Here is a 24855-nt window from a genome sequence, read left to right on the forward strand (position 1 = left end):
GGAAGGAGGGTTCCGCTCCCATGCCCACCACCAGCACCACCAGCCCCGGTCCGGCTCCCAGCCACGTGACCCCGGTGGCCCCGGCGATCCCGACGCCCCCGCACGTGCTCGACAACCCGGCCTGGGCCTCGCTGTCCGGCGCCCACGCGGCCTTCGCCGTGCGGGCCGGCGCCCACGCCGCGCGCTACGACCCGGAGGTGGCCGTCTTCTCCGCGATCGCGGATCCGGCCGACGCCCGCTCCTGGGACGGGCTGCGCTCCCTGGCCGGCCCCGGCGGGACCGTATCGCTCTCCGGGGTGCTGACCCCGCCCCCCGGCTGGGAGACCCTCTGGTCGGGGCGGGGGGTCCAGCTCGTCGACACCTCGCTGCGTGCCGAGCCCGCCCCCGAGGCCGTGCGGCTCGGGGCGGCGGACGTGCCCGAGGTCCTGGAGCTGATCGAGCTGACGAAGCCGGGGCCCTTCCTGCCCCGCACCATCGAGCTGGGCACGTACCTGGGCATCCGCCACCGGGGCCGGCTGGTCGCCATGGCCGGGGAGCGGCTGCGCCCGCCCGGCTGGACGGAGATCAGCGCGGTCTGCACCCATCCCGGCTTCCGGGGCAGGGGGCTGGCGACGCGTCTGGTCCGCGCCGTCGCCGCGGGCATCCGGGACCGGGGAGACGCGCCGTTCCTGCACACGGCGGCCGAGAACACCGATGCGGTCCGCCTTTACGAGTCGATCGGTTTCACCGTGCGCCACAGGCCCTTCTTCCTGGCCTTCCGGGCGCCCGGCGGCGCGGACGACACGGCCGCCACACGCATTTAACAGTGCCGCATTCTTTTTCATATTCCCGTCATTTCCACGGCCCTGATGTTCGGGCACGCACTTTCCGAGGAGCGCCGGCGTGAAATTCCTGGCCATCACCCTGATCACGGACGGCACGGACCCGGCGACGGGCGCCCCGACTCCCACGCGCGAGCGGTTCCGGCAGGTGGTCGCCGCCGCGCTGCAGGCCGAGGAGCTCGGCTTCGACGGGTTCGGGGTCGGCGAGCGGCACGAGCGGCCGTTCCTGTCGTCCTCGCCGCCCGTGGTGCTCTCCCACATCGCCGCGCTGACCCGGCGCATCCGGCTGTACACCGCGGTCACCACCCTGAGCCTGCTCGACCCGGTGCGGGCGTACGAGGACTACGCGACCCTCGACCATCTCAGCGACGGCCGACTGGAGCTGATGATCGGCAAGGGGAACGGCACCGCGCAGCGCGAGCTGTTCGACGTCACCCCCGAGGACCAGTGGGAGCGCAACTCCGAGGGCTACGAGCTGTTCCGCCAGATCTGGAGCGAGGACAAGGTGACGGCCAGTCCGCGCTTCCGGCCGGCCCTGACCGCCGCCGAGGTGCTGCCCCGGCCGTACCAGAGGACCCTGCGCGTGTGGCACGGCAGCGCCACGAGCAGGGAGTCCGTGGATCTCGCGGCGCGCTACGGCGACCCGCTCTTCTCCGCCAACGTCACCCACCCGATCGGCCCGTACGCCGAGCTGATCCGGCACTACCGCGAGCGCTGGGAGCACTACGGACACGATCCGGCCCACGCGGTCGTGGGCGCGGGCACGGCGGGCTTCCACACGGCGGCCACCTCGCAGGGCGCGGTGGCCGCGTTCCGGCCGGCCTTCGCGCGCTACCTCGCCGCCCATGCCGCTCAGGGCATCGAGCCGGTCTTTCCCACCCTGGAGGACTTCGTCGAGCGGAGCTCGGCCCTGATCGGCAGCCCCGAGCAGGTGATCGAGAAGGTGCACCGCTACCACGAGGAGTTCGGCCACACGGTCCTGCACCTCCAGGCCGAGCCGGGCGGGCTGACCGAGACCCAGCACCGGGACTCCCTGGCCCTGTTCCAGTCGCGGATCGCACCGGAGCTGCGCCGCTCGATTCCGGACCCCACCTTCGGCTGAGGCCGAGAGGGACAGTTGACAGAAGCACCCCCCTGCACCACCCTTTCACTACTTGCCTAGTGAAAGGGTGGTGTTGTCGTGCTGGAGTACCGCATCGATCGGCGCAGCGGCATCGCCACGTACCTGCAGATCGTCCAGCAGACCAAACAGGCCCTTCGCCTGGGGCTGTTGGAGCCCGGCGACAAGCTGCCGACCGCACGTGAGGTCGTCGAGGCCACTGCCATCAACCCGAACACCGTCCTCAAGGCCTACCGCGAACTGGAACGCGAGGGCCTCGTGGAGGCGAAGCGGGGACTGGGCACCTTCATCCGCAAGTCCTTGGGCGGCGCCCCGGCGGAATCCCCGCTGCGCGCCGAACTCGCGGACTGGGCGCGGCGGGCGCGGGAGGCGGGGATGGAGCGGGACGACGCGGCCGCGCTGTTCTCGGCCGTACTGGAAGAGCACTTCAAGGGGGACGAAGACGTATGACGCACATGGTGATCGAGGCGGAGGGCCTCGGCCTGCGCTACGGACGCCGGGGAAGGTGGGCGCTGCGCGACTGCGCCTTCCGGCTTCCCGAGGGCCGGGTCTGTGCACTCGTAGGACCCAACGGGGCGGGTAAGTCAACGCTGTTGACCATCGCGGCCGGGCTCGTGGCTCCGACGGAGGGCCACCTCCGCTCGGTCCCCCGCGAAGAACTGGCCTACGTGGCCCAGGAGAAGCCGCTCTACCCGCAGCTCACCGTCGGCGAGACGCTGCGCATGGGCAGCGAACTCAACCCCGGCCGCTGGGACGCGGGCAGGGCCGAGCAGATCGTGGAGGCGGGGGACCTCGACCCGGGCGCGAAGATCCGCACCCTCTCCGGCGGCCAGCGCACCCGGGTCGCCCTCGCCCTGGCCCTCGGCAAACGCCCGAGCCTGCTCCTGCTCGACGAGCCGATGGCCGATCTCGACCCGCTCGCCCGGCACCGCCTCATGGGCACGCTGATGGCCGACGCCGCCGAGAACGGCACCTCCGTGGTGATGTCCTCGCACATCCTCACCGAGCTGGAGGGCGCCTGCGACCACCTGCTCCTCGTCGACGGCGGCCGGATCCGCCTCGCCGGCCCCCTCGACGAGATCGGCGCGGCGCACCTGCTGCTCACCGGCCCCGCCGCCGCCCGCGAGGAACTCTCCGCGCACACCGTCGTCGAGGCCCGCACGACGGGCCGGCAGCTCACGGCGCTCGTACGGCCGCGGGGCCCGGTCGACAGCGGCACCTGGCAGACGACCCACCCGTCCCTGGAGGAACTCTTGCTCGCCCACCTGCGCGCGCCCGAAGCCCCGGCGTTCGCCGTGGACACCGATGCCACCGAGGGTGTGCCGGCATGAGCGCGCTGACGCTGAAGGGACCGTACTGGGTGGCGGTCCGGCAGCACCGGACGGTGCTGTGGGCGGTGTTCGCGCTGGTGGGTTTGGGCCTCGTAGCGGTGATCGCGCTGCGCGTGCTGAGCGGGGATCGAGACGCCGACCGGATGACCTCACCGTCCTCGTACTACGGGTGGGAGGCGCTCCGGCTCCTCATCGAGTACGCGGGCAACACCCTCCTCTTCCTCCCGCTGCTGGCGGGAGCCTTCGTCGCCGGCCCGATGGTGGCCCGCGAGCTGGAGAGCGGGACCTGGCGGCTCGCCCTCACCCAGTCGACGACGGCGAAGGCCTGGCTCGGCTCGAAGGTCCTGGTGGCGGCCGTGGTCGCTGTACTCGGCTCGGTCGCCCTGATCGGGGTGTACCGCCTGGGCTGGTCCAACGTGAGCGGATCCTCGGGGCTCCACTGGGCCGACCGGGGCCCGTACGAGGCCGCCGGCCCGGTGCTCGTCGGCTACTGCCTGCTCGGCGTGGCCCTCGGCGCCCTGGTCGGCCAGCTGGTCCGGCGGACGCTGCCCGCCATGGCGGTCACGGGTCTCCTCACGGGCCTCGTGCTGCTTGTCCTCGGTGTGCTGCGCTGGTCCCTCCTCCCCGTGGTGACGACGACCGCGCCCTACCCGGGCCCGGGGCCGCGGTGGTCCGGCTACGCCCTGATGATGGACACCGGATACCTCAGCTCCACGGGTGAGCGCCTTTCCGAGGACGCCTGCTTCAACCCGACGGACCCGGCGGCCGGCTGCCCGGCCGACCTGAACATCACCGCCCGGTACGCGGACTTCCACCCGGCCTCGCACCACTGGCCGACCCAGCTCATCGAGACCTCCATCCTCCTCGCCCTGGCCGCCGCCGTCCTCTACGCCGCCTTCCGCCTGGTGCGCGCCCGGCATCCCTAGTGCCGAACGACCCGGCCGGATCCGGGGCCGAAAGGCCCTGGCCGGCCGGGACATCCGCGTCCCCGGTCAAGACCATCGCCGCTGGTGAGCGCCCTGCCACGGACTGTCCAATGGAAGGAGGTCAACAAGGCAGGAGACGGCCATGTCCGAAGAGAAGAGGGGTTTCTGCACCCTCTGCAAGTCGCGCTGCGGCGCGATCTTCACCATCGAGGACGGCCGGCTCACCGGCATGCGACCGGACCCCGACCATCCCACCGGCACGGCGATGTGCCCCAAGGGCCGCTCCGCCCCCGAGCTCGCGCACAGCACCCGGCGGCTGACCACCCCGCTGCGCCGGACCAACCCCAAGTCCGACCCGGACCCGGGCTGGGTGCCCGTCTCCTGGGACGAGGCGATGACCGAGATAGCCGAGAAGGTCGGCACGATCGCCGCCGAGACCGGCCCCGAGTCGGTGGCCTTCGCGGTGGCCACGCCCTCCGGAACGATGGTCTCGGACGCCACCGAGTGGATCGAGCGCTTCGTACGCCTCTTCGGCAGCCCGAACACGGTGTACAGCGCGGAGATCTGCAACTGGCACAAGGACTTCGCGCACGCCTTCACCTTCGGCTCGCCGATCCCGCCGCCCGACTACGCGAACGCCGACCTCGCCCTGCTGTGGGGCTTCAACCCGGCCAAGACCTGGCTCGCCCAGTCCGCCGCCCTCTCCGCCGCCCAGGCGAACGGCACCAAGCTCGCCGTCGTGGACCCGCGCCGCTCCACCAGCGCGCTGCGGGCCGACCACTGGCTCCGGGTCCGGCCCGGCACCGACGCCGCGCTCGCCCTGGGCCTGGCCCACCTGCTCATCGCCGACGAGGGCTACGACGCGGCCTTCGTCCGCGCCTGGACCAACGGTCCCCTCCTCGTCCGCGCCGACACCGGCCGCTTCCTGCGCGCGGACGAGCTCCCCGGTACCACCCCGGACCTCCCGGGCTTCGCCGTCTTCGACGAGGAGACCGGCCGGGCCGAGGCCTACGACACCGCGCGCGCCGCCGACCGCCCCGAGCGCTTCGCGCTGCGCGGCACCCGCCCGATCGCGCTGCGCGACGGCTCCGTCGTCGACTGCGCGCCCGCCTTCGAGCGGTACGCCGCCGCCTGCGCGGCCTGGACTCCGGACCGGGTCGCGGCCACCACCTGGATCCCCGAGCGGGAGATCCGCGCCCTCGCCGCGGAGATCGCCGCCGCGCCCTCGGTCACGTACTACGGGTGGACCGGAGTGGGGCAGAGCGCGAACGCCGCCCAGACCGAGCGGGCCCTGGCCACCCTGTACGCCCTGACCGGTTCCTACGACGCCCCGGGCGGCAACCACGTGGTCCCCGCCCCTCCCTACAACCCGGCAGCGAACTTCGGGCAGTTCGCCCCCGAGCAGCGGGCCAAGGCCCTCGGCCTCGACAAGCACCCGCTGGGCCCGCCGGCCTTCGGCTACATCAACTCCGGCGACCTGTGCACCGCCATCGAGACGGGCCGCCCCTACCCCGTCCGCGCCCTCATCGGCTTCGGGTCGAACCTCGTCGTCGCCCAGCCCGACTCCGACCGCACGGCGCGGGCGCTGGGCACGCTCGACTTCCAGGTCCACCTGGACCTCTTCCACAACCCGACCAGCAGCAGCGCCGACATCGTCCTGCCGGTCAACAGCTCCTACGAGCACGAGGCCCTGCGCTTCGGCTTCGAGGTCAGTCACCGGGCCCAGGAGCAGGTCCAGCTCCGGCCGCGGATGGTCGAGCCGCAGGGCGAGTCCCGCAGCGACACCGAGTTCGTCTTCGATCTGGCCTGCCGCCTGGGCATGGGCGGGCAGTTCTTCGACGGGGACATCGAGGCCGCCTGGAACTGGCAGCTCGAACCCCTCGGCCTCACCGTCGAGGAGCTGCGCGGGCGCCCCGGCGGCGTCCGGGTGCCCCGCGAGGAGTCCTACCGCAAGTACGCCGCCCCCGTACCGGGCGACGAGGGCGGCGGCGACGCCGTCACCGGCTTCGGCACGCCCACCCGGCGCGTGGAGCTGTACTCCGAGCGGCTGCTGGAGCACGGATACCCGGCGGTGCCCGAGCACCACGACCCCGCGCCCACGGACGCCGCGTATCCGCTCGTACTGACCTGCGCCAAGCACGGGTACTTCGTGCACAGCCAGCAGCGGTCCCTGACCTCGCTGCGCCGCCGGGCCACCGACCCCTCGGTCGACCTGCACCCGCGGACGGCCGCCGCCCACGGCATCGGCGAGGGCCAGTGGCTGGAACTCGGCACGCGTCTGGGCTCCATCCGGCTGCGCGCCCGCTTCGACGACTCGCTGCATCCCTCCGTCGTCGTCGGCGAGTACGGCTGGTGGCAGGACGCCCCCGACCTCGCCCTCCCGGGCGCCGACCCCACCGCCGCCACGGGCAGCAACTTCAACCGGCTCATCGACCACACCGACACCGACCCGCTCAGCGGCTCGGCACCGATGCGCGCGGCCGCCTGCCGGATCAGCCCCGTGCGGAGCGACGGCACCTGGACGGGGACCCGCCCCTTCACGGTCACGGCCCTCACCGAGGTGAGCACCGGTATCCGCGCCCTGCGCCTGGCCCCCGAGGACGGCGGGGCCCTCCCCGACTACCGGCCCGGCCAGCACCTGACCGTGCGCGCCGAGAACCCGGACGGCACCCTCCAGGACCCGGGCGACGGCCGCAGCTACTCCCTCACCGGCCCCGCCCTCGCGAGCGGGCGCACCGATTACGGGCTCGCCGTACGCCACATCCCCGGCGGAGCCTTCTCCACGCGGGTCCACGAGGAGCTCCGGGTCGGCGAGCGGCTGCACCTGGCGAGCCCGGGCGGCGTCTTCGCCATCCCGACGCACACCGACAACCCGGTCGTGCTGCTCGCGGGCGGCATCGGCATCACCCCGTTCCTCAGCTACCTCGAAACCCTCGCCGCCACCGGCGGTACGGTCCCCGAGGTCGTCCTGCACTACGGCAACAACAACGCGGCCGACCACCCCTTCCGGGACCGGCTGCGCGAACTGTCCTCCCGTATACCGGCGTTGACGGTCATCGACCACTACGCGGCGCCCGGTCCGGAGGACGTCCCCGGCCGCGACTACGACCGCACCGGGTTCATCACCGCCGACGACATCGACCCCGGGCTCATCGAGCGGCGGGCCCGCTTCTACATGTGCGGACCCCAGCCCATGCTCGACGCCCTCAGCGGCGCCCTCGTCGCGCGCGGTGTCCCGCGCTTCGAGGTGTTCAGCGAGAAGTTCCGCCCGGCCCGGCGGGAGGTGACCGTGCCCGACGACGCCGAGTACACCGTCACCTTCGCCCGGTCCGGACGCAGCGCCGTGTGGCGCAAGAACGACGGCCCGCTCCTCGCCCTCGGGGAGGCGGCCGGGGTCGCGATGCCGAGCGGCTGCCGGGTCGGGCAGTGCGAGAGCTGTGCGTGCGGCGTGCTCAAGGGCACGGCGGCGCACCTGGTGACCCCCTCGGAGGACCTGCCCGACACCGACGTCCTGACCTGTCAGTCCCTGCCGACCTCGGACCTGGTGCTCGACGTCTGAGCCGGACCGGGAACCGCAGCCGTCAGCAGGCGCTCTCCTCCTTCGCCTCCAGCCCCTCGAGGCTGTCCATGAAGGAGGAGACGGAGAACACCGCGCGCCCGGGGCCGGCCGGACCGTAACCGGGCGGGGAGCTCAGGCCGAACTCCTCCAGCGTCGCGCGGTAGGTCTCCAGCAGGCGGACGTGGTACTCGAGGGGCGCGCCCAACGGGTTGGCCTTGCCCAGCGGGGTCGTCGGCTCCGGGCACCAGGTGGTGAAGCGCGGGACGACTCCGTGCGACATGAAGAACCGCAGGCCCTCCTGGGTCGACGCGATCGCCTCGCTCACCTTGGTGAACCCGAAGGGCTCGGCCATCTCGATGCCCGCCACGAAGTTCGGGATCACGTTGCGCGGGCCGAACACCTCCGTGGAGTCCAGGATCCTGCGGTGCCATTCGTCGCGGCCGACGTAGCGCTCCTTGCCCGGGCAGTGGAGCTTGAACAGGTACTCGTCCCACACCTCGAAGTTGGGGTGGTAGATCTTGACGCCGTGGTCGTGGAAGCGCTGCACGGCGTCGCGGGGCAGGGCCTGCGCGACGACCTTGCCGGTCCAGCGGCCGGGGAAGCGCTCCTCGATGGCCTTGGCGTACTGGCCGTAGAAGTCGGCCTCGTCACGGCCGCCGACCTGGGAGGTGATCGAGCCGCCCGTGAGGGTGTAGGCCTTGGAGATGCCCGCCGTGTCGTACCGGTCGATGATCTCCAGCGCCTCGAGGATCTCCTCGACCGGCTTCACACCCGTGTAGGGGCGGCCGGCCGCCTTGTGCTGGCGCCAGTTGTGGTTGATGTCGCAGAACTGGCACTCCTCCTTGGCGCCGAAGTACTGGCACACCCGGAAGACCGTCAGGTAGATGAGGTAGCCCCACTGGATGGTCGGCGCGACCTCCATCACGGACTTGCCGTTCGACAGCTTGTGCCGGTAGTACTCCGGCATCGGCGGCAGGCCGACGTCCGAGATCCGTACGCCGTCCAGGTACAGGCCGAGCGTGCCGTCCTCCCCGCCGCGCACCACGTACGGGGAGTCCGGGTTGACCCGTACGGAGACCACGGTGCGGCGCAGCTCGTACGGGCCACCGGTGAGGACGATCTCCTCCGGGGGCCGGTTCAGCGCGGCGGCGCCGAGCTCCGGGAGGGTGCGGTGGTCGAAGGAGAAGATGAAGTACGACTTCGGCTTGACGTCGCCCGAGGCCCCGTCGGCGCCCCCGCTGAGCGCGGACTCGTCGAAGGCCATGCCGCCCCGCAGGAGGTCTTCCTTGATCACGGCTTCCCGGGGGACGTGCGGGAAGCGCCCCATCAGGTCCTCGATCAGCGCGGTACGGCTGGGACTCTCCATCTGCGGCTCCAATTCCAGGCTCTTGCCGGACCGCGGCGGCCCGCCCCCTTGGCGTTCCGCGCGGCACGGCGGTGATCTCACTGTAATCAGAGCGCGCGGGGCCCGGCGCATCGCCTCCTCGGAGCCACCTCGGAGCCTGCGCTGCCACCTCGGTACCCGCTCGGCGCCGCTTCAGGGCATAAGCTGGTACTCCGGGAAGTTGCCCGGGAGCCGTTCGCCGGCGGGTCCGAGGGTGACGGCGCGGACCAGGAGCTCGCCGCCGACGAAGGCGCCCCGCCAGGAGGCGCCGAACCCGCCGAAGAGCTCCTCCCGGTCCCCGCGCGAGCGGGGCCTGCCGTGGCCGGTCTTGAAGGCGCGGATCTGGGGTGCGAGGCGGTCGAAGACGGCCGGGTCGTCGGTGGAGAGGGTGGCGACCAGCCCTCCGTTGGAGGCGTTCATCGCCGCCAGCAGCTCGGCCTCGGTGTCGACGAGCACGATCGTGTCGACCGGGCCGAAGGGCTCCGCGTGGTAGAGGGGCGAGGAGGCCGGCGGGCTGAGGAGGGTCAGCGGGGCCAGGTAGGCGGAGGTGTCCTGGCCGGGCAGGAAGCGGGCCGGGTCCAGCGTGCCGCGGAAGAGGGGGACGGCGCCGTGGTCCACGGCCTCGGCGGCGTTGATGAGGGGGCCGAAATCGAGCTCGGGCAACGGGTCGTCCGGGTGCGCGACGGCGAGCGGGTGTCCGGTGCGGACGGCGGAGACGGCCGGGAGGTAGGCGGCGAGGAAGTCGGGGAAGGCGGTGCGCTGGACGACGAAGCGCGGGTAGGCGGTGCAGCGCTGCTTGCCGTAGTCGAAGAGTTTCGGGACGGCGGCGCCCAGGGCGGTCCAGTCGGTGTGCTCACAGACCCCCCCCAGGTGTTGAGGCCCTCCTGTTCGAGGACGTGGCGCTTGCCGAGGTCGGTGAGGGAGGTGGCGATGCGGGCCCCGGTGTCGCGGCCGCCGACGAAGGAGACGCAGCCGATCTCCGGGGAGCGGACGAGCGCCTCGGAGAGTTCGCCGCCGCTGCCGCTGACCAGGGTCACCGGGACGTTCTCGCGGTGGATGAGCGCGCAGGCGAGGGTGAGGCAGGCCAGGCCCCCGTCGGTGGGGGTCTTGGCGATGACGGCGTTGCCCGCGAGGGCCTGCACCAGCATCGCGTGGACCAGGACGGACATGGGGTAGTTCCAGCTGGCGATGTTGGACACCGGGCCGTCGAGCGGGGTCCGGCCCACCGACATGGCGTCGATGTGGTCCACGTACCAGCGCACGCCCTCGATGGCCCGGTCCACGTCCGCGCACGCGAGCCGCCAGGGCTTGCCGATCTCCCACACCAGGAGCAGGGCGAGCAGATCGCGATGCTCGGTGAGGGCGTCGAGGGCAGCGGTGACCCGGGCCCGGCGCTCCGCCGGCGGAACCTGCCGCCAGGCGCGGTGCTGGTCGAGGGAGGCCCGTACCGCCTTGGTCGCGGTGCCCGCGTCGAGCCGGGGCGGGCCCGCGATCGGACTGCTGTCCACGGGACTGGTGGCGGGCAGGGCGTGGCCGTCGCTCTGCCAGGCGCCGGCCCAGAGGTTCAGGACGCCGTCCTCGCGGAAGGCCTCCGGGGCCGCGGCGAGGGCGCGCCGCCAGGCATCGGACCAGGCCGTGCCGGGCTTGAGGGCGAGGGGGGTGGGCTGTGCCATCTGTGAGTCTCCGCTCAAGGACGGGCGGGGCGGGGGTGGCTCGCGCGTACGGCTCCGGACGCGGGGGCGGCCGGGCGCGCGGGGCGGGGCGGGACGGGGTGCTGCGGTGACGTGCGGGTGGCGGGCGTGGACGAGTGCTCCGACCGTACGTACCTTCCGCGCAGCATCCGTGTTCTCGGGCGTCGGCGGCGCGTCACGCCCCACGGCCCGCCCCGGGCGACGGCGACCGCGGACGGCACCCTCTACGAGGGCGCCGGGACCGGTGTGGTCAAGGTCGCCGAGGGATGAGCCCCGGCGCCGTGGGTGTGCACGGGGGCCGAGTCCAGGGTCCCGCCGAGGCGGGCCCGGGCCGGGGCCAGGGCGTCCGCCGAGGGCGCCGTGATGATCCAGCGCTCGCCGACGAGGTACGTGCCACCGTACTGCCGCGACTCCGACAGCCAGGCGGCACGGCCCTGCGCCGTACTGAAGGTGGCGAGCCGGAAGGCCTGCGCGCCCACCGCGCAGGCGCCCTCGCGGAGCTCCTGCGCATCGACCGTCACCTCGGGGCTGCAACCCACGGCGGCGGCGATCCGGTCCAGCGGCTCGGGGGCGGGGAGCGGGGGCGCTGCTCGGCCCCCGCCCGTGCCGCCCGCGCCGGCCGTGCAGCCGGCGCAGAGGAGAGCGGCGAGCAGGGCGATCGTGCGGGGCGCCCGGAGCGCCCCGACTCGCTTGTCGGTCACGGCCGTTCAGCCCTTCGCCGGGATCTTCTCACCCGCGTCGTCCACCGCGAACCAGAGGCCCTGGAGGCCGTGTCCGTTGGTCTGGCCCGGCGCGGTGTCTCCCGTGTAGAGGTAGACCGGCCAGCAGTCGATCGTCAATTGGCGGGTTCCGTCAGGGCGTTCCACGGATCCGACCAGACCGGTGGGAATTCCGACGGCCTTTTCCCGTTCCACGGGTGCGGCGGGTTTCCACGTGTTCAGGCAGGCGTCGAGGCAGCCGAATTTCATCGGCCAGGCGCTGTCCTTTCCGAACCGGTAGAGGGTGCGTCCCTGGCCGTCCACCATCAGTTTTCCGAGTTTCGCGTCATCCGTGACGGAGAGCTGCGCGGATTCCTTTCCGGCCTCTGCAGCCTCGCCGGCATCTGCGGCCTTTCCGTCGTCCGCGGCCTTTCCGGCATCCACGGCCTTCTTGCCGTCCGGAGCCAGCACGTGCCAGGTGCCGCCGACGCCCTCGCCCTTCGCCTCACCCGGCCGGGTGTCCTTCGCGTACCGGTAGACGGGCCATCCCGCGAGCGTGAGCTGACGGGTGCCGTCGGGCCGGTCGACCGAGCCGAGCAGCCCCGCGTCCGTGCCGGCCGGGGCCTGCGCCCCGTCCGCCGGTACCGCGGGCCAGAGGGTGGCGCAGGCGCCCTCGCAGTTCGAGCGGGGCGGCTGGGCGGTGTCCTTGTCGAACCGGTAGAGCGTGGACCCGGCCGCGTCCGTGGCCACACTGCCGATTCCGGGGATCTCCCGGACCGACAGCTTCCCGGCCGGAGTCAGGTCCGCATCCTCCTCCGCATCCGTTTCCTGCCCCGCGCCGTACTCCTCGCCGTAGCCCTCGCCCTCAGCCTTACCCTCGGCGTCTCCGGGGCCATGGCCCACCGCCCGTTCCGCTCCCGCCGGCCGGACCGTCACCGTACGGGCGCCGTCGTCACCGCTACCGCATCCCGACGCGAGCAGAATTACGGTCAGCACCGATCCCGCGGCGGCCGCGGTCGCCCGGCTCCTGTTGCCCATGGTTCTCTCCTTCGGTTTCCATCCGGAGCAATTCCGTCGGGACATTCATAAGGGCTACGGGAGCCTGCGCATTCAAAGGCGCGGGAATTTATCAGATCACGCCAAAGCGTGAACTCATTCCTGGATGCGGAGCGCGAGCGCCGGGCAACGCCGCACCGCGCGCAATGCTTTCGGCCGCAGGGGACCTGGGACGGGCATCACTCCGCGTGCCGGATAGCCGTCCTCGTCGAGCCGCACGACATCGGGCAGCAGGTCCACGCACAGGCCGTGGCCCTTGCACAACGTCCAGTCCACGACGAGCCGTTCGGGGCTCTCGTCCGCGGGCAGCGGCAGGGCGCCCAGGACGCGGCGTCCGCAGCCGCTGCCGAGCGCGTGGTCGCGGAACTCGTCGGGGAAGACCGCCAGCGCGGAGGCCACGAACGAGGACGTGCCGTCCGGGTGGGAGCAGGCTCCCCGGCCGCGCACCCCGCGCATCCGGGCCTGTACCGCGTCGAGGGCCGCCCCTCCCCCGCCCGCCACGAGCCGTTCCACGGCGTCGGCGAGCGAGGGCAGTCCCCGTACGCACGGGCCGCACTGGCCCGCCGACTCCTTCGCCAGCCAGCGCGCGACCCGGGCCACCTCGCCCGCCGGGCACGTCTCTTCGGGCAGCGGCAGCACCGCGCCCGCGCCCAGCACCGCGTCGTACGCCGCCAGGGACTTCCGCGAGATCAGCGCCTCGCGCGCCGCCCCCGGGTCCAGCCAGCGCCCGTGGAAGCCGCCGATCAGCACGCCCTGTCCGGGCAGCGTGCCGCACAGGTCCAGTACGTACGCCAGGGACGTGCCCAGCGGTACCTCGACGACGGTCCTCCCGGCGACGGTCAGCAGGGTCGTGCCGGGCTCGTCGGGCAGGCCGGCCGTGCCGTACTCGGGCGCGCCGAGGCGGGCGGCAACGGCGAGTTGGGCGTACGTCTCCGCGTTGGACAGCAGGGTGGGCAGGCCGCCGAGGCCCCGTTCGCTGGTGCGCGTCCGGTGCCCGGAGGGCAGGGCGGGTCCGCCGTCCAGGCCGTTCACGAGGGCGCTGCCTTCACCCGTGACGAACCGTTCGGGGAGCCTGACGACGCGCACCCGCCGCCCGGCCGGGCCCCGTTCGGCGACGGCCTCGACGAGCGAGCGCTCCACGTCCGGGCGGGTGACACCGACGACCACGTCCTCGGCGCCGAGCGCGGCGGCGGCCACCAGCGCGCCGTCGAGCACGAGGTGCGGAACGTAGAGGAGCAGGGCGGCGTCCTTGAGGCAACTCGGCTCGCCTTCCGTTCCGTTGACGACCACGGCGGTGCGCCCGTCCTGGCCCCGGGCGGACCGGATCACGGCCCGGAGTTTGCGGGCGAAGGGGAAGCCCGCTCCCCCGCGTCCGCCGAGGGCGATGCCCTCGGCGAGCTCGACGAGCCCTTCGGAGGGATACCGGGGCAGGGCGCCGTGCACGCCCAGATGGCCTGCCCGGTCGAGTCGCTCGGAGGTGTCGAGTCCGGCCAGCAGGCGCGGCCCTCCGACGCAGCCGAGCGCGGGCCGCGTCGCGGAATCGCTCATCGTCCGCTCCGCACGCCGTCGAGCGGCTCGGCAGACGGCCCGCCGGTGGGCTCCGCGGCCCGTCCCGGGCGGCCGGGGAACACCGTGGTGCCCGGCTGCCGGGTCAGGCGCGCGGTCAGCAGCTCCGCCGCCCATTCGGCCGGCCTGTGCACGAAGGGGGCCGGCCGGTGCGGGGGCGCCTGCCCGGGCGCCCGGGAGGGTACGGACGGCACGTGCGGCGGGGCCTGCGCCGGCGCCACCGGTGCGGCCGGCCCGCCGGAAGGCCGTACGGGGTCCGCGCGGAGCGGCGTACCGGGCCTCGTGCGCGGTCCCGCGGCGGCGAGCGTACGGAGCTTCGCGCGCAGCCGCAGCGCCAGCAGTGCGGCGACGGCGAGCAGGCACAGGACGTACCCCGCCGTCACCCAACCACTCGCGGGGCGACCGGACTTGAGCCCGTGGACGAGCGAGGCACCCCAGGCGGGGTACGCGCCCATGTGCAGGGCCCGCCACCACAGCGACCGCCCCCGGGTGGCGAAGGCGCCGCGGACGGCGCCGGAGACGGCCACGGCGACGAACCCGTATCCGGCCAGGCTGCCGAGGCCGATGAGGAGGGGCCGCTGACCGTCCGCGAAGGGCAGGACCACGGCGGCGGCGTCGGTCCGGGACCGCCCGACCTTGATCCACACGTGCAGCAGGAGGAAGCCGAGTCCGGCGACGGCCAGGCCCCGGTGCACGGCCTGGGCGACGAGCCGGTGCCCGGAGGCGAGCAGTCTGCGGTCGGTGGCCGCCAGGCCCCACAGCACGGCGCCGGTGAGGCAGACCAGCGAGAGCACACCGGCCCCGTAGTCGAGGAAGTCCCACAGCCGGGTCAGTGCGCCCGCGCGGGCCGCGACGAGCAGGGCGGCCGCGGCCGCGAGGGCCGCCGCACCCAGGGCCGCGGGGTGCGGTCCCCCGGCGGCGGACAGCAGCGGCGGACGCCGCAGCGCCCGCCGGCCGGAGGCGCCCGGTGTGGCCGGCATCGATGCCGTCGGGGACTGCGCCGCGGATACCTGAACCGGGCCGGACGGCACGGCGGACGGAGTTCCGGACGGAGTCGCGGAGGGCGCTCCGGCGTGGCGCCGGGTGCGGCCTCTCGTGCGGCGGGCCCGGTGCGAGCGACCGGACAGGCGGGGCTGGAGCAGGGGCATGTGGTCTCCCATACGTCCGGACCCGAGCACTTCCACCTCGCGCTCGGCGCCCGGGGGTCGACGTCGTAACCGCTCCTCGGCGGGCGGGAGATGGGCACCTGGCCCACCGGGCCGGCCGGGAGCGGGGGCCGGAGTGCAGAAGCATCGTGGAGGTATGCAAGCCGTCCACGAGATTTATCGAAACGTGATAATTTCTGGCCCTCGCACAGCCATCGCATCGAACATCCCCGGAAGATTCCCTTCCAGTGGTGCGGTTGCGACGGGGTTGACGCCTGATCCGCCGCCGCACCTCCCCGACGGCGATCGAGCCGATGCCGCGGGACTGCGGGCTTGCCACCGTCCCACGGTGCAGGCCATACCCCGGCTTGAACGAGGTAACAATGTGCGAACTTCTGAACCGCATCTGGTCCCGCCCACGCGGCGAGTGGACCCGGGTCCTGCGCAAGGAACTGCCCTCGGTGGCGGCGGGGATGGTGGACGAACTGCGGGAGACCGTCCCCGGATTCTCGGCGCTCGTCGAGGACATCGGCGACGAGGTGGTCAGACGGAGGATGGAAGGGGCCCTGCTCACCGTCCTCGGCTACCGCGAGGGAGCCGGCGGCGGGTGCACGGCGACCGACGGGGCCGGCGGGGCCGCCGTGAGCGGCGGAGCCGAAGGGGCCGGCACGGCTCACGCTCAGGAGCCTTCGGACCACCACACCCCACCCCGGTCCGGCCCCGGACCCGTCAATACGACGGCCGCCGACTTCGAGGCCGAGCACGCCCGGCCCCACCCGCACGCCCACGCACACCCGCACACCGTCTTCCGGAGCGGCGAGTCGCCACCGCTCCAAGCCGTCCCCTTACAGCGGTTCGGATCGGTCCGCGAGCACGCCCGGCGCGAGATCTTCGCCCTGCTCACGGCTGACGCCCCGCACCGCGAACCGGCCCTCGCCGAGCTGGCCGGCCCGGCCGGGTGGCCGCTCCCCGTCGCCGTACGGGCCGTCGCCCTGGCCTCGCCCGGCGAGACCCAGCAGCTCGCGGCCCTCCTCGACGACTGCCTCGGCGGGATGGTCGCGGGCCAGCCCTGCTTGCTCGTCCCCACCGCCGACCCGGAGGCCCGCACCGCCCTGGACGCCGCGCTGCGCGGCCGGCTGGCCGTGGTCGGCCACCCGGTGGCCCCCGGCGACACCGCTTCCTCCCTGCGCTGGGCGGTACGCCTGCTCGCGCTGGTCCCGGCGCAGGCCCGGACCGGCCCGGACGCCCGGACGGTCTTCGTGGACGACCACCTCTCGACCCTACTGCTGCTCCAGGACGAGCCGCTGGCACACGCGCTCGCCGCACGCTGGCTGCGTCCGCTCGCGGACCTCACCCCGCGTCAGAGCGAGCGGCTCGAAGTGACCCTGCTCGCCTGGCTGGAGGGCGGCGGGGCACCCGAGGCGGCCAAGGCTCTGAGCGTGCACCCGCAGACGGTCCGCTACCGGATGCGCCAGCTGGAGAAGCTCTTCGGGCCCGGCCTGCGGGATCCGCGCACTCGCTTCGAACTGGAACTCGCGCTGCGCAGCCGCCGGTTGATGGCCCAGGTCCGGCTGCGCCCGGTCCGGGGCGGCCGCCGGGCGCGCCTGGTGGCCGCCGATTTCCGCCCGAATCCGGGCGATGACCGCATCGCCCGCGTGAACGGCCTGTAGCGCGGGACGGGAGCGGACGTACGAGGCGGTGCCGGCCGGGAGCGTTCTCCCGGCCGGCACCGCCTCTCCGCGTGGTCAGCGGCAGGTGCGTCCGCCGTTGACGCACCGCACCGCGCGGGCCATCAGCTCGTCCGGCATGACGTTGATGAAGTCGCCGTGGTCGGTCACCGGTTTGTGGAGCTGCTCGGGGAAGCTGTCCACCGCGAAGCGTGCTCCGGGCGCAGTCGCGTAGACGATCCGCTGCACCAGTTGCGGCACGGCCTTGAAGCCCGCCGGGCAGGATCCGTCACGTCCGGCGAAGGCCACGTGCGTGCGGTGGTTGGCGCTGTCGGTGTTCTTTCCGTCCCAGCAGCTCTGGAAGGCGAAGGTCCGCACCACGTCCGTCCCCTTGGGACAGATCGGGTACTTGTCCTTCAGCTGCCGGTTCTCGAATCCGGTGCAGCTCCACGAGGCGTTGGCGTTGGCCGGGCCGTTGGTGAAGGCCTTCGCGTCGCCCGTGATGATCCGCAGGAAGCGGGGCATGGCGGTGACGCGGGAGACGGGGCTCCCCCGGAATTCGATGGTCACCTGCTTCGGTCGCAGGATCGTGCCCACGTTGGCGTCCTGGCCGCCGCCGGGGGCTCCCGCGTCCTGCTCGGCCTTTCCGTCGCGCAGCCTCAGCACCGGCCAGTAGTAGGTGGAGAGGTCACCGTTGGTGCAGGTGGTCCCCGAGGCGGCGAGGCTGTTGTTCGTGGAGAAGGCGTCCGTGGTCCTGTTGCCGACGTAATCGTGCATGTGGTGGGCGCCGTTGCTCACCCCGGGGGCGACGATCACGTTGTCGGGGTTAAGGTGGCGCTCCTCGTTGCGGCCGCACTGCACCGAGAGGGAGCCCTTGGAGGCACCGGACTTGGGGGCCGGGCGCCGCACGTTCGGCTTGACCGAGCCGATGGGGACGAAGTCGGAGCGGGCCGGGCCGCCCTTCAGGGCGACGTCGCCCGCGCCGCCCCGGGCGGTGTCCTCCTCGGCGGCCGGCGCCTCCCGCATCGTGCAGGTGCTCAGCTCCGCCAGCCCTTCGGGGCGGGTGGTGTTCCGCCCGATCGCCTCGGAGACCCGGCCGATCGAGGTGCCGCGGCGCTCCTTCAGCTCGCCGAGCAGCGCGTCCGCCGGAGCCTTGCCGGTGGCGAGCCGCTGGTAGGCCTCGGCGATCTGGGTGTCGAGCCCGGCGAGTTCCCGGTCCACCTCGCCGCGCGCCTGGTCGGGGACCTCGCGCAGCCGCTCGCCCACGTCGGGGCAGTCGATGGTGGCCGTCACCGGCGCCCGGCGCGCCGAGTCCTGGCCCGCGGAGGCGGCCTGGCTCGCGATCACGACCCCGCCGCCGCCCAGGATCAGTGCGGAGGCGGTGGCCAGCGCCTTGTACAGGGGGCGCGTCCTGCGTTTGTGTCCTGCCCCGTCCCGGCGCGCCGGGTCTTGCGTGGAGTCGTTGTCGCGCATGTGATCACTTCACTTCCTCGGTCGGGTGTCCGTGGGAGAGGGGTCCGTGGGAGAGAGACCGGCGGGAGAGGGGGCGGCGGGACGGGCGGCCCCGGGAGGGGCGGCCGTCGGCGCGCTGTCCGCGAGGCCTTCGAAATCGACCAGGCCGCTCGCTTCGAGAACCGCGATGTGGTCCAGGACGGTGGTGTTGGCGTCCGTGGCGAGCTCGCGGACCACCGAGTTGCGGGTCTGCGCCCGCACTTGAGCGACGAGCGTGAAGACCTTCCCGTGGGCCCGCCGCAGCAGCTGCACGAACAGCCCTTCGTACGCGGGTCCTTGGGCCCGGTCGAGCTGGTCGAGCCAGGCCTGCTGCTGCCCGGACGGCCGGTCTGGGAGCTCGACGCCGAGCGCCTCGCCGACCTCCAGGACCCGCCGGTCCAGTTCGGTGTGCCCTTCCACGAGGTGCTCGCCGGCCGTCCGCACCGACCTGCGGGTCCCCCGCTCCTGGGCCTGCCGGCCCGCGGGCAGCTCCCACAGGCCGGCGAGTCGGACCTTGCGCACGAACTCGCGGTCCTGCGGGGTCAGCGGCCCGAAGGCCGTGTTCATCACCCCGGTGCCGTCGTCATCCGCCGGAGCGGAGGCGGAGCCGGGGGCCGGCGAGAGGGCCGGGGCGGCCGCGGCGCCGGCGCCGCCGAAGCTCCGTACCGGAATCAGCAGCGCGATCAGGGTCAGGGCGAGGGCGCCGATGACGATGCCCGTACCCATCACGTGCCGCGAAGCGACCGACATGCCGCCGAGGTTCGTCCGACGAATGGACAGCACTGTGCCTCCTTGACTCCCGGGACGGCCCGGGTGCCAAGGGACGCTAGTGCCGGCTCCGGCCCCTGCGCCGAAGGCCCATCCGGACCGGACAAACAACGGGGCGGACCCCCGAAAGACTGCTACGGTGCCGCGCCCGGCCCCCGTACGGCGCCCGCGCCGCCGGAGCCTGACACGAGGACAAAAACTGCGGCGCGTCGGCCAGTTGTCCGGATTTCCGGTCATTCGTGAGGAGTAGAGGGCGCGGCCCCTCAGGTGGATTCGCCCGGACCGCGGGGTGACCCAGGGTGGGGCTGACCACCGCCCACCCGAAAGGAACGGCCTCCGTGCGCAAGAAACGACTGGCATCCCTCCTGGCCGCCGCAGGGCTCCTCGCGAGTACCGTGCCGCTGCTCGCCGCCGCCCAGGCCTCCGCCGCCGACACCGACGGCACCACCACCACCGCCACCGTCCAGGCGGACTCCGCGTACCTGCGGCAGAAGCCCTCCTGGCACCGGTGCGACGCCGAGCAGCCGGCCTCGTTCGAGTGCGCCACCATCAAGGTGCCGCTCGACTACCGGCGGCCCGCGGGACGCACTCTCGACCTGGCGATATCCCGGGTGCGGAGCACCAACCCCGCCAAGCGGCACGGGGTCCTCCTGATGAATCCGGGCGGGCCGGGCGGGAGCGGGCTCGATCTGCCGGTGGCCTTCGGCGAGGTGGTCCCCCCGGCGGTGGCCGAACAGTACGACCTCATCGGCTTCGATCCGCGCGGGGTCGGCGCCAGCAGTCCCATCAGCTGCGGGCTGACCGACGCCGAGCAGGGCATCGACCGGCCGTACCACCCCGGGTCCTTCCCCTCCGACGTGGCCTGGGCGCGCACCATCGCCGAGAAGTGCCGGGCGAAGGCCGGCTCGGTGCTGCCGTACATCACGACCCGCAACACCGCCCGCGACATGGACACGATCCGGGCCGTGCTGGGCGAGCGGAAGCTCTCGTACCTGGGCTACTCCTACGGTACGTACCTCGGCTCGGTGTACACGCAGATGTTCCCCGGCCGGACCGACCGCTTCGTGCTCGACAGCGGCGTCGACCCGGACCTGATCTGGCGGAACATGTTCCGGAACTGGGCCACGGAGTCCGAGCCGGCTTTCGCCCGGTGGACGCGGTGGGCGGCGCAGCGCTCGGGCGAGTACCACCTCGGCGAGAGCCCGGCGGCCGTGTCGAAGACCTTCTGGGACCTGGTGGCGCGTGCCGACCGGGATCCGATCGTCTTCCAGGGGGAGAAGATCAACGGGGACGACATCCGGGGAGCCCGCGCGCTGTTCTTCTATCCGGCGCAGGTCACCCCGCTGATGGTGGCGCTGAAGGACGCCGCCGAGGGAAAGCCCGCCGTCACTCCGGGCGCCTCCGGGCCGGACTTCAGCATGAAGCGGGCGCTCGCCGGCCAAGCCGGGGCGCCGGCCGAGCCCGCCTCCGACAACGGGGTCGCCGTCCTGTGGAGCGTGGTGTGCGGGGACACCGACTCCTGGCCGCGCGATCCCGAGCGCTACCGGCGCGACGCGGTCCGTGACAAGGCCGCGTACCCGCTGTACGGGGACTTCGCCTCGAACATCAAGCCTTGCGCGTTCTGGCCGCGCCCCCTCGAGGCCGAGACGCCGATGAAGACGCCGGCCCGTGTGCTGACGGTGCAGAACGAGTGGGACTCGCAGACCCCGCTGGCGAGCGGCCAGGGCCTGCACCGGGCGTTGAAGGGCTCGCGGATGGTGCTGGCCCTGGGCGGTGAGGGCCACGGGGTGTACCTGGCCGACCCCTCCTCCTGCGCCTCCGCGCCGGTCACCGCGTACCTGACCACGGGACGGCTGCCCGCGCGGGACATCACCTGCCGTACGCCGTCACCCGGCGCGGACAGGCAGGGTGCGCCGGCGAAGCCGCTGCCGATTCCGTCCGGACCCGGGCGCTTCTGAGCCGGTGGCCGGGTGACCGGTTGACCGGGTGACCCGGCCCGGTCCGGGCACCCAGGCCCGGTCCTCACTCCGGCCGTGGGGACGCCTCCGCCGCCGCCTTGATCCGGCGGCCGAAGTCGGGGGCGTCCTTGCGCGCCGCGCTGAGGGCCAGGCCGACGAGGAGGCGGCCGAAGCCGTGCCCGGTCAGGGTGTTGAAGACGCGCAACCTCGTCCGCCCGCCGGGGAGTTCGGCCAGGGCGTAGCCGCCCTCGGCGGTCACCAGGTTGTGGCTCAGCTCCGTCCAGCGGATCCGCACCGGCGCGTCGAGTTCGGTGATCCGGAACTCCCTGGCGGTCTTCATCCCGGCGTCCTTCACCGTGCTGCGGAAGACCGTCCCGACGGCGGTCGGGCCGTCGGGCGTCCGGGTGATCCGCTGGACGCGCGGGCTGAACTCCGGGTCGTTGCGCCCGTCCGCGAGGTACGCGAACACCTCGGCGACGGGCCGGTCGATCTCGACGCTCGCCTCGAACAGTCCGGACATGTCCGCTCCTCACCACACGCCCCTGCCGGCGGAGCCGGTACCCCTGCTTCCACGATCGCAGAGCCTCGCCCCGGGCGCACCGCCGCGCGCTCAGGCCCGCCCGGAGGCCACGGGCCCGCCTCCTGGCCCGCCTCCGGGCCCGGCCGCGTCCCCCCGGTCGAGCAGCTCCAGGTCCGCGGCCAGCGCGTCCAGCCAGGCCATGGCGGTGTAGAACACCGGCGGCGCATCCTCGGGCCCGGGCCGGCGCGGGGCGGGGCCGGCGGGACCGGGGTCCGTGGCCCCGGCCTCGTGTACGGGATCGGCGGCCGCCGCCGCACGGCGCAGGCCGGCCGCCACCCAGGCCCCGTACTCCCGGACCACCGCCTCCTCGCGCGGGCCGGGCGGTGCGCCGGGCGGTCTGCGGCCGCCCCAGAGGACGTGGTGGCCGTTCATCATGGCGGCCTGCCAGTCCTTGCCCGTGGCGGCGTCCGGCTGCCGGCCCTCCGTCTGGTACTGGGCGTACGCGCTCTCCGCCAGGGCCAGCGCGTGCCGCACCCGCTGGTCGGGCTCCACCGCGCGGGCCCGCCCGAAGGCGGCCGTGGCCGCCTGGACGTCGTCGGCCGCGGCGTGCAGCAACACGGCGACGGCGCGGCCCAGTTCGTCGTGGGCGCCGCGCGGCCAGGCCAGCAGCCCGCACACCGTCCCGATCGCGCTGCCGACCAGTACGTCCAGGAACCGGACCTCGGCCAGCTGCCACGTCGTGGGGGCGAGCTGGGCGAAGGCCATGGCCACCACCAGGGTGAACATGGCCTGCGCCCAGCCCACGCCGCGCACGGGCCCGACGCAGAACGCGAACAGCATCAGCGGCGGCAGCACGATCGCGTACACCGTGCTCGCCTCCCCGGCCAGCGCGAGGACCCCGCCGGCGGCGACCGCGCCCACCAGGGTGCCGATCAGGGCCAGCCGGACGGTGGCCCGGGTCTGCTCGGCGTTGGTGCGGGTCAGGCTGAGGACGGCGAGCATCGCCCAGAAGCCGTGCGGCAGCGAGTCCAGTCCGGCGACGGCCCGGGCGAAGGCGAGGGCCACGCCGATCCGGACGGCGTTCTGGAAGTGCACGGACCGGGGCCCGGAGTTCCCGGCCAGCCGACGCCACCAGAGCAGCACCGGCCCCTCCCCGGCGTACCAGAACCGGTCGGCGGGCCCGGCGACGGACCCCACCCCCGGCCCGGCCGCGTCCACGGCCCCCGCACGCCCCCGTACGGCTATCCCGGCGGCGCCGCGCAGCACGAGCGCGGCGTCCGCCAGCTCGACCAGGGCGGCGTTGCGGAATCCGGGCCCGGGCCCCGTCACGGGGGTCCGGGCCAGGGAGACCTGCAGGTCCCGCAGCCGGGTGGAGTCCGTCGCGGGCGGGGTCCCCGACCCGAGCAGCCCGGCGGTCCCGGCGGCCGACTCGCGCACGGCCTGTACGAGGTCCAGCCCGCCCCGCGCTCCGCCCTGGCTGCCCGGCTCCGGCGGGGGCAGGGACCGGAGCCGGGCCAGCAGGGTGCGGGCCGCCAGTCCGGTGTGGGCCAGCGCGCGTTCCCGTACGCCGGGCCCCGCGGGCCGGTGCGCCTCATCGACCCGCGACGGCCGCAGGGCCTGCGACCGCTCCGCGGCGCGGGCGATATCCGCGGCGGGGAGCGCGTGCGGCGGCCGCTCCAGCACCTCGGCGCACCGGGCCGCCTCGGAGGCGGCCGCCGCGGCCAGGTCACGGTAGCCGGGGACGGCCGGGTCGGGCAGCACGGTGGCCTCGGCGACGATCAGCAGCAGGACCCCGACGACGGTGCCCGTCAGGCGCTGCCCCAGGGTGTCGGGGGCGTACGGCGGGAAGCTGGGCAGGATGTACAGCAATTGGAGCCCCGGCGCGGCGCCCCCCAGGCGGGGTCCCGCCGCCGAGGAGAAGGCCACGCAGAAGCCGATGACGAGCATGCCCGCCACGGCCGCCCAGGTCCGCACGGACAGGTAGGTGCCCAGGACCACCAGCGCGCAGGCGGCGGGGAGCACGCGGGCGACCACCCGGGCCCGGAGCCTTCCGCTGCCCGGTATCCGGGAGAGTCCGGCCAGCGCGACGGCGGCGAAGAGCGCGTAGGTGGCCTCGACGGGCCGGTCCAGCCCGTACAGGAACGCGTAGAAGCCGAGGCCGGCGGCGAGGGTGACCCGGACGGCCCGCCGGGCGGCCGTCGGCAGGGGGCCGGTGCCGGTACGGAGCTCCTTCAGGGCGGCGCGCACCCTCTCAGCGTCCCACCGGGCGCCCGTACGGTCCTGCGGAATCCCTTGACACTTCATCAGGGAGGGCGCAACTTATATCGGCGGCCCGATATAACTCGGGCACCCGATACAGCTCGGCACCCGGCACGGCTCGGCACCCGATGCTTCCCGGCCACCCGATACGACCCACCCCCGGAGGCCCGGTGGAACCGTCCCGCACGCGAGAACAACCCCGGCGTCGCACCCCGCAGGCGCAGCGCACCCCGCAGGCCCAGCGCAAGTCCGAGAGCCGCGCGCGCCTCATCGACGCGGCGGCCGACCTCTTCGCCCGCAAGGGGTTCCACGCCGTCTCCGCCGAAGCCGTCGCCGAGGCGGCCGGGCGCACCACGGGCGCGCTCTACAGCCACTTCGGCGGCAAGGCGGGCCTGCTGCTGGCGCTCCTGGAGGTCTGGAAGGAGCGCACCAGCGAGGAGCTGGCCGCCGAGATCGCGGCCGGGGACCCGGCCGACCCCTCCGTGCACTTCTCCGCGATGTGGGGCAGCCTCACCCGCCCGCACCCCGAGCACGGTGACTCCTGGCTGCTCCTGGAGACGGAGCTGTGGCTGCACGCCGCCCGCGGCCCCCTCATCGGAGACCGCCTCGCGCAGCGGTACACCGAGATCCGTGCCCAGCTCGGCGAGGGACTGGCCGACTGGGCCGAGGCGACCGGCACCCCCTTGACCCGTACGCCGGAGGAGACCGGAGCCCTCGTCCTCGGCCTCCTCCTGGGGCTCGCCATGCAGCACCGCCTCGAACCGGCCGCCGTCCCCGACGGGCTCGTCGTCGAGGCCCTCGGCGCCGTACTGGGCCTCGGCGGAGCCCACTGACGCGTACGGGACTCCGCCCCGTACCGCCCCGATCCGTCGATCCGTCGATCCGTCGATCCTCG

The 24855-nt window shown here is 73.9% G+C and carries 18 protein-coding genes and 1 pseudogene; 9 read left to right on the forward strand and 10 right to left on the reverse strand.

Going from position 1 to position 24855, the window contains the following annotated elements; genetic code table 11:
• The first annotated feature begins 20 nt into the window (after positions 1–20).
• The 6 genes from OG435_RS35710 to OG435_RS35735 all read left to right on the forward strand — a co-directional run bounded on the left by OG435_RS35710 (position 21) and on the right by OG435_RS35735 (position 7757).
• Positions 21–803, forward strand: a complete 783-nt coding sequence (locus OG435_RS35710; RefSeq protein WP_266883385.1) for a GNAT family N-acetyltransferase — start codon at positions 21–23, stop codon at positions 801–803.
• A 79-nt stretch (positions 804–882) separates the two neighbouring features.
• Positions 883–1923: an LLM class flavin-dependent oxidoreductase gene (locus OG435_RS35715; RefSeq protein WP_266883387.1), complete on the forward strand. Its 1041-nt coding sequence runs from the start codon at positions 883–885 to the stop codon at positions 1921–1923.
• Positions 1924–2001: 78 nt separating this feature from the next.
• Positions 2002–2391 (forward strand): GntR family transcriptional regulator, encoded by a 390-nt coding sequence (locus OG435_RS35720; RefSeq protein ID WP_266883389.1) that lies wholly within the window; start codon positions 2002–2004, stop codon positions 2389–2391.
• Positions 2388–3272, forward strand: coding sequence for an ABC transporter ATP-binding protein (locus tag OG435_RS35725; RefSeq protein WP_266883391.1), 885 nt, complete (start codon positions 2388–2390; stop codon positions 3270–3272). Before OG435_RS35720 ends, OG435_RS35725 begins: the two co-directional genes overlap by 4 nt.
• Positions 3269–4198, forward strand: coding sequence for an ABC transporter permease (locus OG435_RS35730; RefSeq protein WP_266883393.1), 930 nt, complete (start codon positions 3269–3271; stop codon positions 4196–4198). Before OG435_RS35725 ends, OG435_RS35730 begins: the two co-directional genes overlap by 4 nt.
• A gap of 142 nt (positions 4199–4340) precedes the next feature.
• Positions 4341–7757, forward strand: a complete 3417-nt coding sequence (locus OG435_RS35735; protein WP_266883395.1) for a molybdopterin-dependent oxidoreductase — start codon at positions 4341–4343, stop codon at positions 7755–7757.
• Between the two features lie 22 nt (positions 7758–7779).
• On the opposite strand, the gene OG435_RS35740 is transcribed toward OG435_RS35735, so the two are convergent.
• From OG435_RS35740 to OG435_RS35765, 6 genes and pseudogenes are all read right to left on the reverse strand, one after another.
• On the reverse strand, positions 7780–9123 hold the full coding sequence (locus OG435_RS35740; RefSeq protein ID WP_266883397.1) for a radical SAM protein: 1344 nt from the start codon (positions 9121–9123) through the stop codon (positions 7780–7782).
• Between the two features lie 171 nt (positions 9124–9294).
• A pseudogene (locus OG435_RS35745) lies at positions 9295–10814 on the reverse strand (aldehyde dehydrogenase family protein).
• A gap of 242 nt (positions 10815–11056) precedes the next feature.
• The gene (locus OG435_RS35750; protein WP_266883399.1) at positions 11057–11533 is read right to left on the reverse strand and encodes a hypothetical protein; all 477 of its coding nucleotides are present in this window, start codon (positions 11531–11533) and stop codon (positions 11057–11059) included.
• Between the two features lie 6 nt (positions 11534–11539).
• Positions 11540–12568, reverse strand: a complete 1029-nt coding sequence (locus tag OG435_RS35755) for an SCO0930 family lipoprotein (protein ID WP_266883401.1) — start codon at positions 12566–12568, stop codon at positions 11540–11542.
• Positions 12569–12682: 114 nt separating this feature from the next.
• Positions 12683–14134: an NADH-quinone oxidoreductase subunit NuoF family protein gene (locus OG435_RS35760; RefSeq protein WP_266883403.1), complete on the reverse strand. Its 1452-nt coding sequence runs from the start codon at positions 14132–14134 to the stop codon at positions 12683–12685.
• Positions 14131–15132 carry a hypothetical protein gene (locus OG435_RS35765; protein WP_266883405.1) on the reverse strand — a complete coding sequence of 334 codons (1002 nt, stop codon included), beginning with the start codon at positions 15130–15132 and terminating at the stop codon, positions 14131–14133. Before OG435_RS35765 ends, OG435_RS35760 begins: the two co-directional genes overlap by 4 nt.
• 548 nt (positions 15133–15680) lie before the next feature.
• On the opposite strand from OG435_RS35765, the gene OG435_RS35770 reads away from it, so the two are divergent.
• Entirely contained in the window at positions 15681–16967 is a 1287-nt protein-coding gene (locus tag OG435_RS35770) for a PucR family transcriptional regulator (protein ID WP_266883407.1), read from the forward strand.
• Positions 16968–17042: 75 nt separating this feature from the next.
• Here the strand turns inward: OG435_RS35770 and OG435_RS35775 are convergent, their stop codons facing one another.
• Both OG435_RS35775 and OG435_RS35780 read right to left on the reverse strand, forming a co-directional pair.
• Positions 17043–18437, reverse strand: a complete 1395-nt coding sequence (locus tag OG435_RS35775; RefSeq protein ID WP_266883409.1) for a DUF1996 domain-containing protein — start codon at positions 18435–18437, stop codon at positions 17043–17045.
• Positions 18438–18446: 9 nt separating this feature from the next.
• Complete coding sequence (locus tag OG435_RS35780) at positions 18447–19238, reverse strand: DUF4142 domain-containing protein (RefSeq protein ID WP_266883411.1); 792 nt, start codon at positions 19236–19238, stop codon at positions 18447–18449.
• 323 nt (positions 19239–19561) lie between these two features.
• On the opposite strand from OG435_RS35780, the gene OG435_RS35785 reads away from it, so the two are divergent.
• The gene (locus OG435_RS35785) at positions 19562–21181 is read left to right on the forward strand and encodes an alpha/beta hydrolase (protein ID WP_266883413.1); all 1620 of its coding nucleotides are present in this window, start codon (positions 19562–19564) and stop codon (positions 21179–21181) included.
• 64 nt (positions 21182–21245) lie between these two features.
• Here the strand turns inward: OG435_RS35785 and OG435_RS35790 are convergent, their stop codons facing one another.
• The gene (locus OG435_RS35790; protein WP_266883415.1) at positions 21246–21701 is read right to left on the reverse strand and encodes an SRPBCC family protein; all 456 of its coding nucleotides are present in this window, start codon (positions 21699–21701) and stop codon (positions 21246–21248) included.
• A gap of 90 nt (positions 21702–21791) precedes the next feature.
• Positions 21792–23948: an FUSC family protein gene (locus tag OG435_RS35795; RefSeq protein WP_266883417.1), complete on the reverse strand. Its 2157-nt coding sequence runs from the start codon at positions 23946–23948 to the stop codon at positions 21792–21794.
• 182 nt (positions 23949–24130) lie between these two features.
• On the opposite strand from OG435_RS35795, the gene OG435_RS35800 reads away from it, so the two are divergent.
• Positions 24131–24793: a TetR/AcrR family transcriptional regulator gene (locus OG435_RS35800; protein ID WP_266883419.1), complete on the forward strand. Its 663-nt coding sequence runs from the start codon at positions 24131–24133 to the stop codon at positions 24791–24793.
• The last annotated feature ends 62 nt before the right edge of the window (positions 24794–24855 follow it).

The sequence above is a fragment of the Streptomyces sp. NBC_01264 genome (genome assembly GCF_026340675.1).
GTDB lineage: Bacteria > Actinomycetota > Actinomycetes > Streptomycetales > Streptomycetaceae > Streptomyces.

Bases quoted from the DNA above. Each gene is read 5' to 3' on its own strand.
- OG435_RS35710 (WP_266883385.1), top strand. From the start codon at position 21: ATGCCCACCACCAGCACCACCAGCCCCGGTCCGGCTCCCAGCCACGTG.
- OG435_RS35725 (WP_266883391.1), top strand. From the start codon at position 2,388: ATGACGCACATGGTGATCGAGGCGGAGGGCCTCGGCCTGCGCTACGGA.
- OG435_RS35730 (WP_266883393.1), top strand. From the start codon at position 3,269: ATGAGCGCGCTGACGCTGAAGGGACCGTACTGGGTGGCGGTCCGGCAG.
- OG435_RS35735 (WP_266883395.1), top strand. From the start codon at position 4,341: ATGTCCGAAGAGAAGAGGGGTTTCTGCACCCTCTGCAAGTCGCGCTGC.
- OG435_RS35740 (WP_266883397.1), bottom strand. From the start codon at position 9,123: ATGGAGAGTCCCAGCCGTACCGCGCTGATCGAGGACCTGATGGGGCGC.
- OG435_RS35755 (WP_266883401.1), bottom strand. From the start codon at position 12,568: ATGGGCAACAGGAGCCGGGCGACCGCGGCCGCCGCGGGATCGGTGCTG.
- OG435_RS35760 (WP_266883403.1), bottom strand. From the start codon at position 14,134: ATGAGCGATTCCGCGACGCGGCCCGCGCTCGGCTGCGTCGGAGGGCCG.
- OG435_RS35765 (WP_266883405.1), bottom strand. From the start codon at position 15,132: ATGCCGGCCACACCGGGCGCCTCCGGCCGGCGGGCGCTGCGGCGTCCG.
- OG435_RS35770 (WP_266883407.1), top strand. From the start codon at position 15,681: ATGTGCGAACTTCTGAACCGCATCTGGTCCCGCCCACGCGGCGAGTGG.
- OG435_RS35775 (WP_266883409.1), bottom strand. From the start codon at position 18,437: ATGCGCGACAACGACTCCACGCAAGACCCGGCGCGCCGGGACGGGGCA.
- OG435_RS35790 (WP_266883415.1), bottom strand. From the start codon at position 21,701: ATGTCCGGACTGTTCGAGGCGAGCGTCGAGATCGACCGGCCCGTCGCC.